This window comes from Cronobacter sp. HA18003, from assembly GCF_011605905.1.
In the GTDB taxonomy this organism is placed as follows: domain Bacteria; phylum Pseudomonadota; class Gammaproteobacteria; order Enterobacterales; family Enterobacteriaceae; genus Cronobacter; species Cronobacter sakazakii.
On the sequence record NZ_JAANQO010000021.1, the window covers coordinates 230,755 to 247,721 of the forward strand.

16 protein-coding genes and 1 tRNA gene are annotated in these 16,967 nt (G+C 54.7%); 3 read left to right on the forward strand and 14 right to left on the reverse strand.

The features are described from left to right. Window positions 1–14: 14 nt before the first annotated feature. Complete coding sequence (gene kduD, locus G6041_RS12255) at window positions 15–776, reverse strand: 2-dehydro-3-deoxy-D-gluconate 5-dehydrogenase KduD (RefSeq protein ID WP_004385688.1); 762 nt, start codon at window positions 774–776, stop codon at window positions 15–17. Window positions 777–1,386: 610 nt separating this feature from the next. Between kduD and G6041_RS12260 the strand changes: the two genes are divergently transcribed. Continuing rightward, window positions 1,387–2,565 (forward strand): oligogalacturonate lyase family protein, encoded by a 1,179-nt coding sequence (locus G6041_RS12260; protein WP_012123865.1) that lies wholly within the window; start codon window positions 1,387–1,389, stop codon window positions 2,563–2,565. 240 nt (window positions 2,566–2,805) lie between these two features. On the opposite strand, the gene G6041_RS12265 is transcribed toward G6041_RS12260, so the two are convergent. The 11 genes from G6041_RS12265 to xerD all read right to left on the reverse strand — a co-directional run bounded on the left by G6041_RS12265 (window position 2,806) and on the right by xerD (window position 14,299). Beyond that, complete coding sequence (locus tag G6041_RS12265; protein WP_012123864.1) at window positions 2,806–3,486, reverse strand: oligogalacturonate-specific porin KdgM family protein; 681 nt, start codon at window positions 3,484–3,486, stop codon at window positions 2,806–2,808. A 362-nt stretch (window positions 3,487–3,848) separates the two neighbouring features. Then, window positions 3,849–5,027, reverse strand: coding sequence for an acetyl-CoA C-acetyltransferase (locus G6041_RS12270; RefSeq protein ID WP_012123863.1), 1,179 nt, complete (start codon window positions 5,025–5,027; stop codon window positions 3,849–3,851). 151 nt (window positions 5,028–5,178) lie between these two features. After that, window positions 5,179–5,838 carry a helix-turn-helix domain-containing protein gene (locus tag G6041_RS12275; protein WP_012123862.1) on the reverse strand — a complete coding sequence of 220 codons (660 nt, stop codon included), beginning with the start codon at window positions 5,836–5,838 and terminating at the stop codon, window positions 5,179–5,181. Between the two features lie 121 nt (window positions 5,839–5,959). Further along, window positions 5,960–6,580: a LysE family translocator gene (locus tag G6041_RS12280; protein ID WP_012123861.1), complete on the reverse strand. Its 621-nt coding sequence runs from the start codon at window positions 6,578–6,580 to the stop codon at window positions 5,960–5,962. Window positions 6,581–7,119: 539 nt separating this feature from the next. After that, window positions 7,120–7,193, reverse strand: a tRNA-Gly gene (locus G6041_RS12285). A gap of 107 nt (window positions 7,194–7,300) precedes the next feature. Beyond that, window positions 7,301–8,059 carry an amidase activator ActS gene (gene actS, locus G6041_RS12290; RefSeq protein ID WP_041460382.1) on the reverse strand — a complete coding sequence of 253 codons (759 nt, stop codon included), beginning with the start codon at window positions 8,057–8,059 and terminating at the stop codon, window positions 7,301–7,303. 142 nt (window positions 8,060–8,201) lie between these two features. Beyond that, entirely contained in the window at window positions 8,202–9,719 is a 1,518-nt protein-coding gene (gene lysS, locus G6041_RS12295; RefSeq protein ID WP_007870695.1) for a lysine--tRNA ligase, read from the reverse strand. Between the two features lie 9 nt (window positions 9,720–9,728). After that, window positions 9,729–10,827 (reverse strand): peptide chain release factor 2 gene (prfB, locus tag G6041_RS12300; RefSeq protein ID WP_097564053.1). Its coding sequence is split into 2 segments (ribosomal slippage): window positions 9,729–10,751 and window positions 10,753–10,827, totalling 1,098 coding nucleotides; the frame shifts between segments, so codons are not numbered across the junction. Between the two features lie 96 nt (window positions 10,828–10,923). Continuing rightward, window positions 10,924–12,657, reverse strand: coding sequence for a single-stranded-DNA-specific exonuclease RecJ (gene recJ / locus G6041_RS12305; protein WP_041460381.1), 1,734 nt, complete (start codon window positions 12,655–12,657; stop codon window positions 10,924–10,926). 3 nt (window positions 12,658–12,660) lie between these two features. Next, window positions 12,661–13,380, reverse strand: a complete 720-nt coding sequence (gene dsbC, locus G6041_RS12310; RefSeq protein ID WP_004385678.1) for a bifunctional protein-disulfide isomerase/oxidoreductase DsbC — start codon at window positions 13,378–13,380, stop codon at window positions 12,661–12,663. A gap of 22 nt (window positions 13,381–13,402) precedes the next feature. Beyond that, entirely contained in the window at window positions 13,403–14,299 is an 897-nt protein-coding gene (xerD, locus tag G6041_RS12315) for a site-specific tyrosine recombinase XerD (protein WP_004385677.1), read from the reverse strand. A 101-nt stretch (window positions 14,300–14,400) separates the two neighbouring features. On the opposite strand from xerD, the gene fldB reads away from it, so the two are divergent. Then, window positions 14,401–14,922: a flavodoxin FldB gene (gene fldB / locus G6041_RS12320; RefSeq protein ID WP_004385676.1), complete on the forward strand. Its 522-nt coding sequence runs from the start codon at window positions 14,401–14,403 to the stop codon at window positions 14,920–14,922. A 13-nt stretch (window positions 14,923–14,935) separates the two neighbouring features. Here fldB and G6041_RS12325 read toward each other — a convergent pair whose 3' ends face one another. Together G6041_RS12325 and sdhE are read right to left on the reverse strand one after the other, a co-directional pair. Next, window positions 14,936–15,352 carry a protein YgfX gene (locus G6041_RS12325; RefSeq protein WP_012123856.1) on the reverse strand — a complete coding sequence of 139 codons (417 nt, stop codon included), beginning with the start codon at window positions 15,350–15,352 and terminating at the stop codon, window positions 14,936–14,938. Further along, window positions 15,333–15,599 carry an FAD assembly factor SdhE gene (gene sdhE, locus G6041_RS12330; protein ID WP_007870701.1) on the reverse strand — a complete coding sequence of 89 codons (267 nt, stop codon included), beginning with the start codon at window positions 15,597–15,599 and terminating at the stop codon, window positions 15,333–15,335. The genes G6041_RS12325 and sdhE overlap by 20 nt, the downstream gene beginning before the upstream one ends. A 277-nt stretch (window positions 15,600–15,876) precedes the next feature. On the opposite strand from sdhE, the gene ygfZ reads away from it, so the two are divergent. After that, a complete protein-coding gene (gene ygfZ / locus G6041_RS12335; protein ID WP_012123854.1) occupies window positions 15,877–16,866 on the forward strand; it encodes a tRNA-modifying protein YgfZ in 990 nt (329 codons plus the stop codon). Window positions 16,867–16,967: the final 101 nt, after the last annotated feature.

Sequence of the window (16,967 nt, forward strand, 5' to 3'; positions counted from 1 at the left end):
CCTGCACATCTCGCTTAACGCGCCAGCCAGCCGCCATCGACCGCAACGGTATAACCGTTAATGTAATCCGACGCGCTGGACGCCAGGAACACCACCGGTCCCATCAGATCGCTCGGCAAACCCCAGCGGCCTGCCGGAATGCGGTCAAGGATCTCGGCGCTGCGCTGCTCATCGGCGCGCAACTGCTGGGTGTTGTTGGTCGCCATATACCCGGGCGCGATGGCGTTGACGTTGATATTGTGCTTCGCCCACTCGTTCGCCATCAGGCGCGTAATGCCCATCACCCCGCTTTTAGACGCCGTGTAAGACGGCACGCGAATGCCGCCCTGGAAGGAGAGCATTGACGCGATATTAATAATTTTGCCGCCGTTGCCCTGAGCGATGAACTGCTTCGCCACGGCTTGAGACATAAAAAACACGCTCTTAATATTCAGGTTCATCACGTCGTCCCAGTCCTGCTCGCTGAAGTTAATTGCGTCTTCGCGGCGGATAAGCCCTGCGTTATTAACCAGCACGTCGATATGCCCGAACTCTGCCACTGCGCGTCCGATAAGCGCCGGGATCGCGTCGATTTTACGCAAGTCAGCCGTCAGGCTCAGAAAACGGCGGCCCAGCGCAGTCACACGTTCGATGGTTTCCGCCGGTTCGACAATATTAATGCCCACGATATCGCAGCCTGCTTCTGCGAGGCCCAGCGCCATACCCTGACCAAGACCGGTATCACAACCGGTAACGATCGCGACTTTACCCTGAAGAGAGAATGCATCGAGAATCATGTGTGTTTCCTTGTTATCGGGCCTGTCTGTGACAGGCGTGACCGTAATAAGGCTGTCCGCCGCTTACGCCCTCTCTTCATCACGGATATCGATGCCATAAAACGCCAGGTAACAGGCAGCCTGGCACGTATCGCGTTATGACATCTGCCACTCACCGCGCATTAAAAGAGAGACCGCAGAAGGAAATAAAACAGCGAAACAGCGTTTCGTTTTTTGAGATGACATCCATCTTAAACGTAGCGAAACGTGTTTTCAATTATAAATAAAACATTGTTTCATTTTTATGGTTACATCTTGCCGGATTTGATGTTGCGGTCACGTTTATCGCGTTGGCCAGACAGACAACCTTTACACAATCTGCAAATTTTCGCTTTAAAATCAGTTAAATAAAATTTTACGGCGCGGTTTTAATGAAAAGTCTACCGCCCGTCACCCGGCATCCCTCGATACCGCTTTCGCGCTGATTTTGTCCAAAAATACTCTTTCCATTAGAACAGTTGAGCAGAAATGCGCCCACAGTCACACACATTGAAACACTGTTTTGATAATTTATATTACTGTTTTCGAAATTTAATCAGCGAACGCCAGCCGGTAACGTAAGGAGCAGAGTATGGCCAAAGGCATGCGGGTGAAACTTCAGTATCAGATAAGCATTGACCCGGATACCGGGGCGGAAGTCACGCGTTTAACCCCACCGGAAGTGACATGTCACCGCAATTATTTCTACCAGAAATGCTTTTTTAACGATGGCAGCCACCTGCTGTTTGCCGGCGAATTCGACGGGCACTGGAACTACTATCTGCTGGATCTGGAAAACGCCGAAGCGGTACAGCTCACCGAAGGCGCGGGCGACAATACCTTTGGCGGTTTTCTCTCACCGGACGACAACTATCTTTACTATGTGAAAAACGATCGCGTCCTGCGCGAAGTTAACCTCACCACACTTGCCGAGCGCGACGTCTATCGCGTGCCGGAAGCGTGGGTCGGCTACGGCACCTGGGTGGCGAACAGCGACTGCACCAAACTGGTCGGGATCGAAATCGCAAAAAGCGACTATGTGCCGTTGAGCGACTGGAAAATCTTTCATGACTTCTTCCACAAAGGGCCGCACTGCCGCCTGCTGCACATTGACCTGCAAACCGGCGCCAGCCAGACGATCCACGAAGAGAAAATCTGGCTGGGGCATCCGATTTATCGCCCGTTCGACGACAATACCGTCGCGTTCTGTCATGAAGGCCCGCACGATCTGATCGATGCCCGTATGTGGATGGTGAATGAAGACGGCAGCAATGTGCGCAAAGTGAAGGAACACGCCGAGGGTGAAAGCTGCACTCACGAATTCTGGGTGCCGGACGGCTCAGCGCTGGTTTATGTCTCTTATCTCAAGGGCCAGCAGGGCCGCACGGTTTACCGCTACCTGCCGGAGCGCGGTGTTAATGAAGAGATCATGCCAATCCCGGCATGCTCGCACCTGATGAGTAATTTCGACGGCACGCTGCTGGTGGGCGACGGCTCTGGCACGCCGGTCGATGTGAAAGACACCGGCGGCTACACCATTGACAACGATCCTTATCTCTATGTTTTTGATGTAAATAATAAATCCTATTATCGTGTGGCGCGTCACGATACGTCCTGGGAGACGTTTGCCGGCAGCCGTCAGGTGACGCATCCACACCCTTCTTTCACGCCGGACGGCAACACCATTCTTTTCAGTACCGATAAAGACGGCAAACCGGCGGTCTATCTTGCAAAATTACCCGAACAGCGTGAAATGCTGAGCGTGTCATAATAATAAGCGTCCTGTTTCCATTACTGACCTTTGCCCTCCTCTCCTGGAGGGCTTTTTTATTTTTTCATGTTTAAGGTAAACCCAGCAGCTTAATAAGAATGAGCGCATGCGAAAAAAAAATAATTTACAGCGGGCATAAAAAAACCGCCCCTGCATGGGCGGTGTGCTTATTCTCAGGAGCACGCTATCAGGAAACAGCAAAAAAACTTAACGCCCCCGCACTGACGGAGGCTAATTTCATCAGAAGCTGTATGCCACGCCGACACGTAAACGCGTCTGGCGCTCGTCAGACTCTTTTACGCCAATATTTCCGACTTCAAAATAAGGTGCCCAGTTCTTATCAATTTTATAAGCCACTTTGGCGTTATATTCGTTGGAAGAGTTTTTCCCGTTATTACGGGTAAAGCCTTCTTCGCTCTGGGCATACACATAGTTCAGCTCAGTGCGCCAGTCGCCGAGCGCAAATCCCACCCAGGCATCACCACGGTTAACTTTATCGTCATCATCTTTACCTTCCGGGACGCGGGTATACTCATAACGATAACGGGCCGCGACATAGAAGCCATTCTCAAAGCTGTACTGCACATGGATGTTTGGCTTATAAATGGTTTTACTATCAACACTTTCAATAGTAAATGCTGGCGTGATAGCGATAGCGTCGGTTGCTTTCCAGCGCCAGCTTATCTGATCTTCATGACCGTTACCCACGACTTCATTAAATGGACGCGACTGATCGTCTCCGCCGGTTTTCCATTTCGCCTCCACGGAAAAACCAAATCCATTATCAAAACGATGTGAAACCGCAACGCGATCGGCATTGATTCCGCTATCAATGTACTCGTGACGTAAATCAACGGTTACGGCTTGCGCCGCGAATGATGAACCACAGAGGACAGCCAGTACCAGAGCTTTCTTAAACATAAAATACCCTCAATGAAATATCGTTTCTTTTTTATGAAACTGCATTTTATTTTTTAATATAGGTTATTTTAGCGATCCGGATCGCAATACTTTGTTTCAAAAATAACGAAAAGAAAGCACGTGATTGCGCTCAATAAAAAATCAACAAACGGCCATTAAATGATGTTTTGAATCACAGTTTGCTTTTAAATTCACCCATGAAAAGCGGCGATAGTGACTGCAATCTGAGAATTAACTTAAATGAAGGAAATAGTAAACAGAGCAACTGATATCAGGAATATAATTGCTCTTTCAATACTATTAGCTGACAAAGAAAGTGCGCCGTGAAGTGACGGCACATTTCTTAATAAGAAAGGAAAGGATTAATCGCGTTCAATCGCCAACGCCACGCCCTGGCCGCCACCAATGCAAAGCGTGGCGAGCCCTTTGCGAGCCTGACGTTTCACCATCTCATGGACCAGAGAAACCAGAATGCGGCAGCCGGACGCGCCAATCGGATGTCCCAGGGCAATCGCACCGCCGTTAACGTTCACCTTGCGCTCGTCCCACGCAAGCAGTTTGCCGACCGATAGCGTCTGTGCCGCGAACGCCTCATTGGCCTCGATAAGATCAACATCATTGAGCTGCCAGCCCGCGCGCTCCAGACAGCGGCGCGTAGCGTAGACCGGCGCGATGCCCATCAGAGCCGGATCGACGCCCACGCTTGCGAAAGCGCGTATGCGCGCGAGCACCGGCAGCCCCATTTCCTGCGCCTTGCTGGCGCTCATCATCAGCACCGCCGCCGCGCCATCATTCATTGACGAGGCGTTGCCCGCGGTAACGCTTCCCAGCCGGTCAAAGGCGGGCGACAGGCGCGCCAGCCCTTCCGCGCTGGTATCGGCGCGTGGCTGCTCGTCGGTATCGACCACCAGCGGCGCGCCCTGCATCTGTTCGATCACGACGGGCACGATTTCGTCACGAAAGCGTCCGCTGTCGATAGCGACCCGCGCTTTATGCTGTGATGCAAGCGCGTAAGCATCCTGATGTTCACGGCTGATGTTATATTCGCGCGCCAGATTTTCCGCCGTGACGCCCATATGGTAATCGTTAAACGCATCCCACAACCCATCATGCACCAGGCTGTCGATAATATGGCTGTCGCCGGGCCCGCCGGTGCGCCCTTCGGTCAGCACATGCGGCGCGCGGCTCATATTTTCCTGACCGCCAGCAATCACCACATCCGCCTCACCGCACTGGATCGCCTGCGTCGCCAGATGCAGCGCCTTCAGGCCAGAGCCGCACACATCATTGATGGTAATCGCCGAAACCGACCACGGCAGGCCGCTGTTGAGCGCAGTCTGCCGCGCCGGATTCTGGCCTGCGCCTGCCGTCAGCACCTGGCCCAGGATAACTTCATCGACATCCTGAGGGTTAAGCCCGGTGCGCGTCAGCAGTGCCTCAATGACCACCGCGCCGAGCTCGACCGCCGAGCGACGCGCAAGCTGGCCCTGAAAGCAGCCAATGGGCGTGCGAGCAGCCCCGACAATTACCACATCTTTCATTGTTATCTCCGGGAAGTGAACCGGGACATAGTAGCCGCTTGTTATAAAATCATTTCGTAAATGTTTAAAAATTGGTGAGGGGTATCACAAGGAATCTGCGCCGCACCCCATCGGGCGTCGGCGCAAAGACAGCTATGCAGGCGAGAGGCAGTTAATACCGGTCAGGCAGTTTATTAATGGATTTCAGTCGACCGCGCGAAATATCGATGTAGTCGCCTTTTCTTAAATCGCTAAAGACTTTGAGAATATAACTTTGAGAAAGATTGGTTTTACCACGAATAAAATCACAGGCGTTAATCTCCTCTCGCTCCTGCTCGTTTTTGGCTGCCAGCTCTATTAAGCAGTTGCGAATAAGCGTATAGGATTGCCGCCCAAGATAGTGGTAACTCTTCCAGTAAAGCACATCGTAGTACCAGGAGACGACCAGCAGCAGTTCGCGCCATAGCTGGCGCGTCTCAATAATGGCTTCAAAATCGCTACGCGGCACCAGACGCGCCTCACAGACTGATTCGGCTTTAATCGTGAAATGGTGGCTGAACTGATTATTGTAGGTGATGCCGAGCAACTGAGGCCGCGTCGACTCAATCATCATCAGGCCATCCATCATGCGGTGCATCGAGAGTGCGCCCTGCTCTATCACAATAATATGATCAGGCTGCGCAGGAATATGCGCACCACTGGCGAAACGACGCAGTTCACCGCTAATTTTCAGGGCGTCGATAAGCTGATTGATGGCCTCTTCGGGCCTTTCAGGAAGCGGATATGTTTCCATGCTGATAACACGCACCAGAGATAACGTTACGATCAGCATAGTAAAAACTTGATTGCGCGCCGCCTTATTTTTTCACAATGAGACGGCGCATTAATAAAACCACTAAAGAAAGAGCTTATTTACGTTTAATATTCTTAAACGCGCAGGCGCCAGTACCGCATTAGCGTTTACTTAAGGCCAGCTTTACGGCAAACAGCAGGAACACGCCACCTGTGACGCGATCCATCCATTTCACCACGCCTGGTTTTTTTAGTACGCCTGACGCGTAGCGGGTTGCGACAATCAACGTTAGCGACCAGAGGGTGCCTATCAGCGCATGGATGGCCACCAGCAGGAATGTCCAGACCATCGGCGAATGCCCGGCCGGGATAAACTGCGGCAGAAAGGAGACATAGAACACGCCCATTTTCGGGTTCAGCACGTTGCCCAGCAAACCGCGCAGAAAACTGTTGCTGGCGCGCGCTTCATTTCCCACGCGGGTATCAAACGTGGCGCGCGGGCGCAGCAGCATCTGGATGCCTAGCCAGCAGAGATAGCCTGCGCCGCACCATTTCAGAATGGAGTACGCCATTTCAGACACAGCGAACAGCGCTCCCAGACCAAACGCCACCAGCGCCCCCCAGATAAAACAGCCAACATCGATGCCAAGCGCCGCCTGAACGGCTTTCTTACCCCCGTCCGCCGCCGCGGTTCGCAATATGAGCGCCGTATCCAGCCCCGGCGTCAGAGTTAACAGCGTCGCCGCAAGAATATAGGCAAGCAGAGCATCAGTAACCGACATATTTATCCTCCGAAAAGAAAAATCTTACAGAAGAAAAACAGGCCCGGCAATCAGGGAGTTAGTTACGCAGGGGGATATTAACAGTATGGGCAAATCGGATGCTGTGACCAGAAAGCAGACTTGATGTTTAACGCTCCAGAAAGATTAGCACCATGATAAAAGTCATCGGCAGGTTCACCGCATTTATAGTTTTACCTGATATCTGTGATGACATATTAATGCGTCAGCATGATTCATGTGGCTCCCCACCGCTTCACTGATAAATATTATCAGGCGCTTTTTATTTGATAACTCGCTGAATAGCGTGATGACAGACAGTTGCGGGGCTTAAATTTTTGTCAGGGAGGATTGGCGCAATGAAAATGGAACAACGCCAGGCAGCTGAGCCATTATCCTGAAATGGTCAGGACACCATACATAATGAATTACTTAACAGGATTTGTGGTAACAGGGCATGTTCAGCCTGTCTTAAGCACCTGTGCAGTGTCATAACATAAATGTGTTATTACACAGAAATCAGGGAGTGCCAGGAAGGATTCTGGAGCGGGCGAAGGGAATCGAACCCTCGTATAGAGCTTGGGAAGCTCTCGTTCTACCATTGAACTACGCCCGCGATGAGGTGCGATAAGCATTATAGGCCTTCACCCATGGCTGACAAGCCCCCGGCACGTTAACTGACGGATTTATAAGCAACCGCCCGCGCAGGCGGGCGGTATAACGTTAACAGGAAGGCGCTTTGCCCTGCGGCGGCAGGTAGCGCAGCGGGTCGATGGCCGTCGCGCGGTAGCGCAACTGGAAGTGCAGGCCGACGGAATCGGAGCCGGTGCTGCCCATCGTCGCGATTTTCTGCCCTGCTTTTACCTGCTGGCCATTATTCACCAGCATTGTGTCGTTGTGCGCGTAGGCGGTGATGTAATCTTCATTATGTTTAATCATGATGAGATTCCCGTAACCGCGCAGCTGATTGCCGACATAGACCACCCTGCCCGCTGCCGAGGCGTAAATCGGCTGTCCGCGGCGACCGGCGATATCAATGCCTTTATTGCCGCCATCGGCGGTTGAATACCCCATGACTACTTTACCGCTGGTCGGCCAGCGCCAGCAGCGTTGACCCGGCGGTGGCGCATCCACTTTCGGTAATGAGGCGGTTTTGCGTGCAGCCGTTGTCTGGCGGGAGGCGGTTTTACGTGAAGAGGCTGAACCAGAAGCGCTGCTCACGCGCAGCCGCTGCCCAACCTCAATCGTGTAAGGCGCAGAGAGACCGTTCAGTCGCGCCAGTTCGCTGACGCTGGATCCGGTAATGCGGGAAATGCGATAGAGAGTGTCGCCTCGTTTGACCGTATAGACAGAGCCGCTATAGCCGCCTTTTGTCGCATCTGAGACGCCCGCTTTGTTGCTTGAACAGGCGGTCAGAAACAGGCAAAACAGTAAACACAGCGTTTTCAGAATTGTGCGGGCGGCCAGCCAGTCCGTGTTCAAAACGGCTCCTTAATTCAGTGACACCTTGAAATAACGGCGGTTATCTTAGCAGCTACGCCCGGATGACCCAAACCCGTAACCCTAAAAAGAAAAGCCGCGCGTCCCGAAGGAGCGCGCGGCTTTCACGATGAAGCCGGATGGCTTATTTCACCGGACGCATCGCCGGGAACAGTATAACGTCGCGGATGGTGTGGCTGTTAGTAAACAGCATCACCATACGGTCAATCCCGATACCGAGACCCGCCGTCGGCGGCAAGCCGTGCTCCAGCGCGGTGACGTAGTCTTCGTCGTAGAACATCGCTTCGTCATCGCCCGCGTCTTTCGCGGCAACCTGATCCTGGAAGCGCTGCGCCTGATCTTCCGCGTCGTTCAGCTCGCTAAAGCCGTTGCCGATTTCGCGGCCACCAATGAAGAATTCAAAGCGGTCGGTGATTTCCGGGTTTTCATCATTACGACGCGCCAGCGGAGAGACTTCTGCCGGGTATTCGGTGATGAAGGTCGGCTGAATCAGGTGCGCTTCGGCCACTTCCTCGAAGATTTCGGTCACAACGCGGCCAAGACCCCAGCTTTTCTCAACTTTAATGCCGACTGCCTGCGCAATGCCTTTGGCCTTCTCGAAATCATCCAGATCCGCCAAATCGGTTTCCGGGCGATATTTCTTGATGGCTTCGCGCATGGTTAGTTTTTCAAACGGCTTGCCGAAATCAAACGTCTCTTCGCCGTAAGGCACCTGCGTTGTGCCGAGCACATCCTGCGCCAGAGTACGGAACAGGGATTCGGTCAGCTCGATCAGATCTTTGTAATCCGCGTACGCCATGTAGAGTTCCATCATGGTGAACTCAGGGTTATGGCGCACAGAGATGCCTTCGTTACGGAAGTTACGGTTGATCTCAAACACGCGCTCGAAACCGCCCACGACCAGACGCTTGAGGTACAGCTCCGGCGCGATACGCAGATACATGTCGAGATCCAGCGCGTTGTGGTGCGTCACGAACGGACGCGCGGACGCGCCACCCGGGATCACCTGCATCATCGGGGTTTCCACCTCCATAAAGCCGCGGCCAACCATGAACTGACGGATACCCGCCAGGATCTGCGAACGCACTTTAAAGGTTTTGCGGGATTCATCGTTCGCGATGAGATCGAGGTAACGCTGGCGGTAGCGCGCTTCCTGATCCTGCAGACCGTGGAATTTATCCGGCAGCGGGCGCAGCGCTTTGGTGAGCAGACGCAGCTCGGTGCAGTGAATGGAAAGCTCGCCGGTTTTGGTTTTAAACAGTTTACCGCGCGCGCCCAGGATATCGCCGAGATCCCATTTTTTGAACTGCTCGTTGTAAACGCCTTCCGGCAGATCGTCACGCGCCACATACAGCTGAATACGGCCGCCGACATCCTGCAGCGTAACGAAAGACGCTTTACCCATAATACGACGGGTCATCATGCGGCCTGCCACGCAGACCTCAATGTTCAGCGCTTCCAGCTCTTCGTTTTCTTTACCATCGAAGTCAGCGTGCAGTTGGTCTGAGGTATGGTCGCGACGAAAATCGTTCGGAAACGCGACGCCATGTTCGCGAAGCGCAGCCAGCTTCTCGCGGCGCGTTTTCAGTTCGTTATTAAGATCGACCGCCGCTTCTGCGCCTTGTGCTTGTTGTTCAGACATGTTGGTTCCTCATAACCCTGCTTTCAGACTTGCTTCGATGAATTTATCCAGATCGCCATCCAGCACCGCCTGTGTATTGCGGGTTTCAACGCCGGTGCGCAGATCTTTGATACGGGAATCGTCCAGCACGTAGGAGCGGATCTGGCTGCCCCAGCCGATGTCGGACTTGTTATCTTCCAGTGCCTGCTTCTCAGCATTTTTCTTCTGCATTTCCAGCTCGTACAGCTTCGCCTTCATCTGCTTCATGGCCTGGTCTTTGTTTTTGTGCTGAGAACGGTCGTTCTGACACTGCGTGACCGTACCGGTCGGAATGTGGGTAATACGCACCGCGGATTCCGTACGGTTAACGTGCTGACCACCCGCGCCTGACGCGCGGTACACGTCGATACGCAGATCCGCCGGGTTGATTTCGATATCGATATCGTCTTCCACTTCCGGGTAGACAAACGCGGAGCTGAAAGAGGTGTGTCGACGGCCGCCGGAGTCAAACGGGCTCTTACGCACCAGACGGTGTACGCCGGTTTCCGTGCGCAGCCAGCCGAACGCGTAATCGCCGGAGATTTTAATGGTGGCGGATTTAAGGCCAGCCACTTCACCTTCAGACTCTTCAATGATTTCTGTTTTGAAGCCGCGCGCTTCGGCCCAGCGCAGATACATACGCAACAGCATGCTGGCCCAGTCCTGCGCTTCGGTGCCGCCGGAGCCCGCCTGGATGTCCAGGTAGCAGTCGGCGCTGTCATATTCGCCGGAGAACATACGGCGGAATTCGAGCTGCGCGAGTTTGGCTTCAAGCTGATCCAGCTCGGCTACCGCTTCATTGAAGGTTTCTTCATCGTCCGCTTCAACGGCAAGCTCAAGCAGGCCCGCGACGTCATCGAGCCCCTGGGACATTTGATCCAGCGTCTCGACGATAGCTTCAAGGGATGAACGCTCTTTACCCAGCGCCTGCGCGCGCTCGGGCTCGTTCCAGACGTCCGGCTGTTCCAGCTCGGCGTTTACTTCTTCAAGACGCTCTTTCTTAGCATCGTAGTCAAAGATACCCCCTAAGAACGTCTGAGCGCTCCGTGAGGTCCTGAATGCGGTTCTTTACCGGGTTAATTTCAAACATGGCTGTAGAATCTTTTAGTGATGAAGATGGGCAAAATGCGGTCGTAAAACGGAAAGTTTACCGGATTTACGCCGCCTTTTATAGTTTATCCTGGCGCTAAACGGGCCAGAGATGGTCGATAATTAATTGCAGGCTGCAGTTGCCGCGAAACTCATTCACATCAAGCTTGTAGGCAAGCTCGACTTCACGCACGCCGGGGTCGGGCCAGCAGGTGGTATCGACGTTAAACGCGATGCCGTCAAGCAATGGCCCACCACCGACCGGCTCCAGCATCAGCTTGAGATGACGCTCGCCCACCAGACGCTGCTGCAGAATGCGAAAACGCCCGTCAAACAGCGGCTCCGGGAACATCTGCCCCCACGGGCCCGCGTCGCGCAGCATCTCAGCCACTTCCAGCGTCATCTCCTGTGGCGCGAGCGCGCCGTCAGACCAGATTTCGCCCTGCAACATCGCCGGATCTAACCAGTCGTTAACCAGCTGTGCGAAGCGCGCCTGAAACTCCGGGAAACGCGCCTCTTCAAGCGAAAGTCCTGCCGCCATCGCATGGCCGCCGAATTTGAGCATCATACCGGGATAAAGCGTGTCGAGACGCTCCAGCGCGTCGCGCATATGTAGCCCCTGCACCGAACGGCCTGAGCCTTTGAGTATCCCCTCGCCTGCGGGCGCGAACGCGATAACCGGGCGGTGAAAACGCTCTTTGATACGCGAGGCGAGAATGCCGACCACGCCCTGATGCCATTCGGGATGGAAAATCGCAATTCCGCTCGGCAGCGTTTCCCCGCTGCGCTCAAGCTGCTGGCAGAGCGTTAACGCCTCCGCCTGCATTCCCTGCTCAATCTCTTTACGGGTCTGGTTCAGCGCGTCCAGCTCGTTTGCCAGCATGCGCGCTTCGCCGATGTTGTCGCACAGAAGCAGCGCGACGCCGACAGACATATCATCCAGCCTGCCTGCCGCGTTAAGACGCGGGCCCAGCGCAAAACCGAGATCGCTTGCGGTCAGTCGGTGCGCCTCGCGATTGGCTATTTCCAGCAGCGCGCGAATGCCAGGGCGGCATTTGCCTGCCCGGATGCGGCTCAGCCCCTGCCAGATAAGAATGCGGTTGTTGGCATCCAGCGGCACCACGTCTGCGACGGTGCCAAGCGACACCAGATCAAGAAACTCCGCGAGATTCGGCTCCGGAATACCCTTTTCCGTAAACCAGCCGACGGTTCGCAAATGCGCGCGCAGCGCCAGCATCAGGTAAAACGCGACGCCGACGCCTGCGAGTGATTTCGACGGAAAGGTACACTCCGCGAGGTTAGGATTGATGATAGCGCCCGCCGCCGGAAGCGTATCGCCGGGTAAGTGGTGATCGGTAACCAGCACCGGAATGCCCAGTTCATGCGCGCGCGCGACACCCGCATGAGATGAAATGCCGTTATCCACGGTCAGGATCATCTGCGCGCCGCGCGCGTGGGCCTGATCGACCACTTCCGGGCTCAGCCCATAACCGTCATCAAACCGGTTAGGCACCAGATACGCCACGTTGCTGCCGCCAAGCGCGCGAAGCGCCAGCACACTAAGCGCGGTGCTGGTAGCACCGTCCGCATCGAAATCGCCGACAACGATAATGCGCAGCCCTTCGCGCAGCGCGTAATGCAACATCGCAACGGCTTTATCGATACCGCAGAGCTGCTGCCAGGGGAGCATGCCTTTTACGCTGCGCTCAAGCTCCTGCGCGCCACGCACGCCGCGGCTGGCATAGAGCCTGCGCAGCAGCGGCGGCAGGGTATCCGGCAGCGTAATAGACTCATCCGGAGAACGCCTGCGAAGTTGTGTCTGTCTGCTCACCCGTTACTTTCCGCTCGCCTGAAGCTGTTTCTGATGCTCATCAAGAAAAGCTTTCATCTCTTTTGGCCCCTGATAGCCCGGCACCATCGCGCCATTGCTCAGCACGATCGCCGGTGTGCCCTGGACGCCAAACTGCACGCCGAGCTCGTAATGTTTCGCGGTGTCGACGTCGCAACTGGCCGCTTCAACTTTGCCGCCGCTCATCGCGTTATCGAAGGCTTTATTACGATCTTTCGCGCACCAGATAGCCTGCATATCTTTCGCTGTTTCGCTGCGCGGCCCCTGACGCGGGAAAGCCAGGTAGCGCACCGTGATGCCCAGCGCGTTATAGTCTTTCATCTCTTCGTGCAGCTTATGGCAATAGCCACAGGTGATATCGGTAAAGACGGTGATGACATGTTTTTCCTGCGGCGCTTTATAAACAATCATCTCTTTTTCGAGCGCGTTGAGTTTGGTCATCAGCATCTGATTGGTCACGTTGACCGGCTGGCCGCCGCTGACGTCATACAGCGGGCCCTGAATGATATGTTTGCCGTCTTCAGTCACATAGATAACGCCGCTTTCGGTCAGTACGGTTTTCATGCCTGCCAGCGGAGACGGCTGAATTTCAGCGTTCGCTACACCGAGTTTGGTGAGCGACTGCTTAATGGCTGCGTCATCCGCCTGGGCAAATCCTGAAAAAGCCGCCAGCGTAACGGAGAGCAGCGCAATAGTTTTTTTCATAACATGTCCTTAATTTCGGCACTCACGCTCTGGGGTGGTGCTGTTGATGAAGTTGCCGCAACCGTTCCGTCGCCACGTGCGTGTAGATCTGCGTGGTGGAAAGATCGCTATGGCCTAAGAGCATCTGTACCACGCGCAAATCGGCACCATGATTTAACAGATGCGTGGCGAACGCATGGCGTAGAACGTGCGGCGAAAGCTTTTCACTATCAATGCCCGCCAGTTGAGCATAATGTTTGATGCGATGCCAGAAGGTCTGACGGGTCATCTGCCGGGCGCGGTTGCTTGGAAAGAGGATATCCAGCGACTGCCCGTTAAGCAGCCACGGGCGGCCGTGCGTGAGATACTGTTCAAGCCAGTAAACGGCCTCTTCGCCAAGCGGCACCAGCCGCTCTTTATTGCCTTTACCGATAACGCGTACCACGCCCTGGCGCAGGCTCACATCGCTCATGGTCAACCCGACCAGTTCAGAGACGCGCAAACCGGTGGCATAAAGCACTTCCAGCATGGCTTTATCACGCAGCTCAATCGGCTCTTCGACCGTCGGCGCCTGAAGGAGTCTTTCCACCTGCGCTTCGCTTAAATCTTTTGGCAGACGCTGCGGCAGCTTAGGCGACGCCAGCAGCGCGCTCGGATCGTCATCGCGAATTTTTTCACGGTAGAGATGCTGAAACAACCGACGTACGGCACTGAGCATACGCGCAGTGCTGGTCGCCTTATAACCGCCTTCAACGCGCTCTGCCAGCAACGTCTGGAGATCGCCGCTCTGTACCGTTGCCAGAGATAACCCGCGATGGTGCAACCACTCCACGACCATGCTGAGATCCCGCCGGTACGCGCTTAGGCTGTTCTCGGCCAGGTTGCGCTCAAGCCAGAGCGCATCGAGAAATTGTTCGATACGGGCTAAATCCTGTTCCACTGCCACCTCTCTTACGCTCCCGGTCGCTGCATTATGCCTGACTGGAAGCGGGATCTGATACACTGACGCTTCTGCAGAATAGGAAATGAGACGTTATCGTTATGAACATTGGTCTTTTTTATGGTTCCAGCACCTGTTACACCGAAATGGCGGCTGAGAAAATCCGCGATATTATTGGTCCCGAACTGGTCACGCTGCATAACCTTAAAGACGACTCGCCGACGCTCATGGAACAGTATGATGTGCTGATCCTCGGCATTCCTACCTGGGATTTCGGCGAACTCCAGGAAGACTGGGAAGCCATCTGGGAACAGCTGGACGCACTCAACCTCGACGGAAAAATCGTGGCGCTGTACGGCATGGGCGATCAGTTAGGCTATGGCGAATGGTTCCTCGACGCGCTCGGCATGCTACATGACAAACTGAGCCCTAAGGGCGTGAAGTTTGTCGGCTACTGGCCTACAGAAGGCTATGAGTTCACGAGCGCCAAACCCGTTATCGCCGATGGTGAGCTGTTCGTCGGCCTCGCGCTGGATGAAACCAACCAGTATGACCTGAGCGACGCCCGTATCGAAAGCTGGTGCGAGCAAATCCTCGGCGAAATGGCGGCGCACTTCTCCTGATTTCAGGGCTTCATTAGCGTTTGTCGCCTACGGGCTGTTGCAACAGAAGGCGACGCAAATCGCGCCACTCTGCTTCCGTCATGCTATCCGCCGCCAGCCAGACATGATGGCGGCGTGTCGTTTTAGGATGACGCAGCCGCAGCATCATTCCGCTGCGCAGCATCCAGGGCGTGGCGCAAATCTGCCAGTCAACGCCCTGCCAGCGAAGGTAATAATCAGCCGTCAGGCTGACCTCGCCCTGGAACGCATTGATACGCCGCTGGCTACGTACGCAGTCAAACACCACCAGAGACAGCAACAGCATCCACACGGGCAGATACCGCAGCGGCCAGGGGAGCAGCAAAATAATAACGGCCACGGCGCCGTGCAGCAGCAGCGATAGCCACTGCGAGCGCCATGAAACGCGAAGATCAGAGTGCCACAGGACCACGTGCCTGATTCCGCTGCTGGATTAATTCCACCATTCGCGCCAGCTCCGCATCAGCTGGCTTGCCGTGATTCATCAGCCAGTTGAATAAATCAGGATCGTCACACTCCAGCAGGCGGACAAAAACGCGTTTGTCTTCGTCGCTCAGGGAGTCATAGTCATATTCAAAGAAAGGCATGATGGAAATATCCAGCTCGCGCATACCTCTGCGACATGCCCAGTGAATACGGGCTTTATTATTAATATCCATGTCTTTTACCTGCTAAACCACCATTGGATGACGGCTGCTAGTGTAACCCGTTTTTCATCCATCCTTCAGCCGAATGTGCGTATTTGCGAGGCGTTATCCTGAATATGACGTCTCTGATGCAATCGACATTTTTTCTTTCGAGCCGTCTCGAAGAATGCGTTAACGGCACAAAAGGGAATGCTAAAAGGCTTGCAAACTTCGCCCGCTCTTTAACAATATGAAGCTATCTCTCCACTCATGTGGAGCATTATTGCGATAGCACACTGGGACTTTATTTATGGCATTTACTCCATTTCCTCCCCGTCAGCCAGCCGCCAGCGCGCGCCTGCCGCTGACGCTCATTTCGCTGGAAGACTGGGCGCTGGCGACGATAACGGGCCCGGACAGCGAAAAATATTTGCAGGGCCAGGTGACGGCGGACGTTACCGAGCTTGGCGAGAATCAGCATCTGCTGGTGGCGCACTGCGATGCCAAAGGCAAAATGTGGAGCAACCTGCGCCTGTTCCGTCATGGCGACGGTTTCGCCTGGATTGAACGCCGCAGCGTGCGTGACACGCAGCTCGCGGAAATGAAAAAATATGCGGTGTTCTCAAAAGTCACCATCGCGCCGAACGACGACGCCGTGCTGCTGGGTGTAGCCGGTTTCCAGGCGCGTGCGGCGCTGGCGAACCATTTCGCTACGCTACCGGATGAGCAGAATCCGCGTGTCGTGGACGGTGCCACCACACTTTTGTGGTTCGGCCTGCCGGCAGAGCGTTTTATGGTGATTACTGATGCTGAAACCGCAAGCCAGCTTAGTGACAAACTCCATGGCGAAGCGCAGCTCAACGCCAGCGCGCAGTGGCTGGCGCTTGATATCGAAGCCGGTTTCCCGGTGATTGACGCGCCGAACAGCAATCAGTTTATTCCACAGGCAACCAACATTCAGGCGCTGGGCGGCATCAGCTTTAAAAAAGGCTGTTATGCAGGCCAGGAGATGGTGGCGCGGGCAAAATTCCGCGGCGCGAATAAACGCTCGCTCTGGTATCTGGCAGGCCACGGCAGCCGTGTGCCGCAGCCTGGCGAAGATATCGAAATGCAGATGGGTGAGAACTGGCGTCGCACCGGCACCGTGCTTGCCGCTGTACAGCTGGATGACGGGCGTCTGCTGGCGCAGGTAGTGATGAATAACGATCTGGAAACCGGCACGCTCTTCCGCGTTCGCGAAGAGAGCGGTGCGCATACGCTGCACATCGAACCGCTGCCCTACTCGCTTGAAGAAGCGTAAGCGTCTGATGGCTTTATAAAAGCAGTCACGCCGCCAGGGGCATCTGCCGCCTGGCGGTGGGTCTTCGAGGGAATGAGTGAAGCGATTTGCGCAGCGCGCAA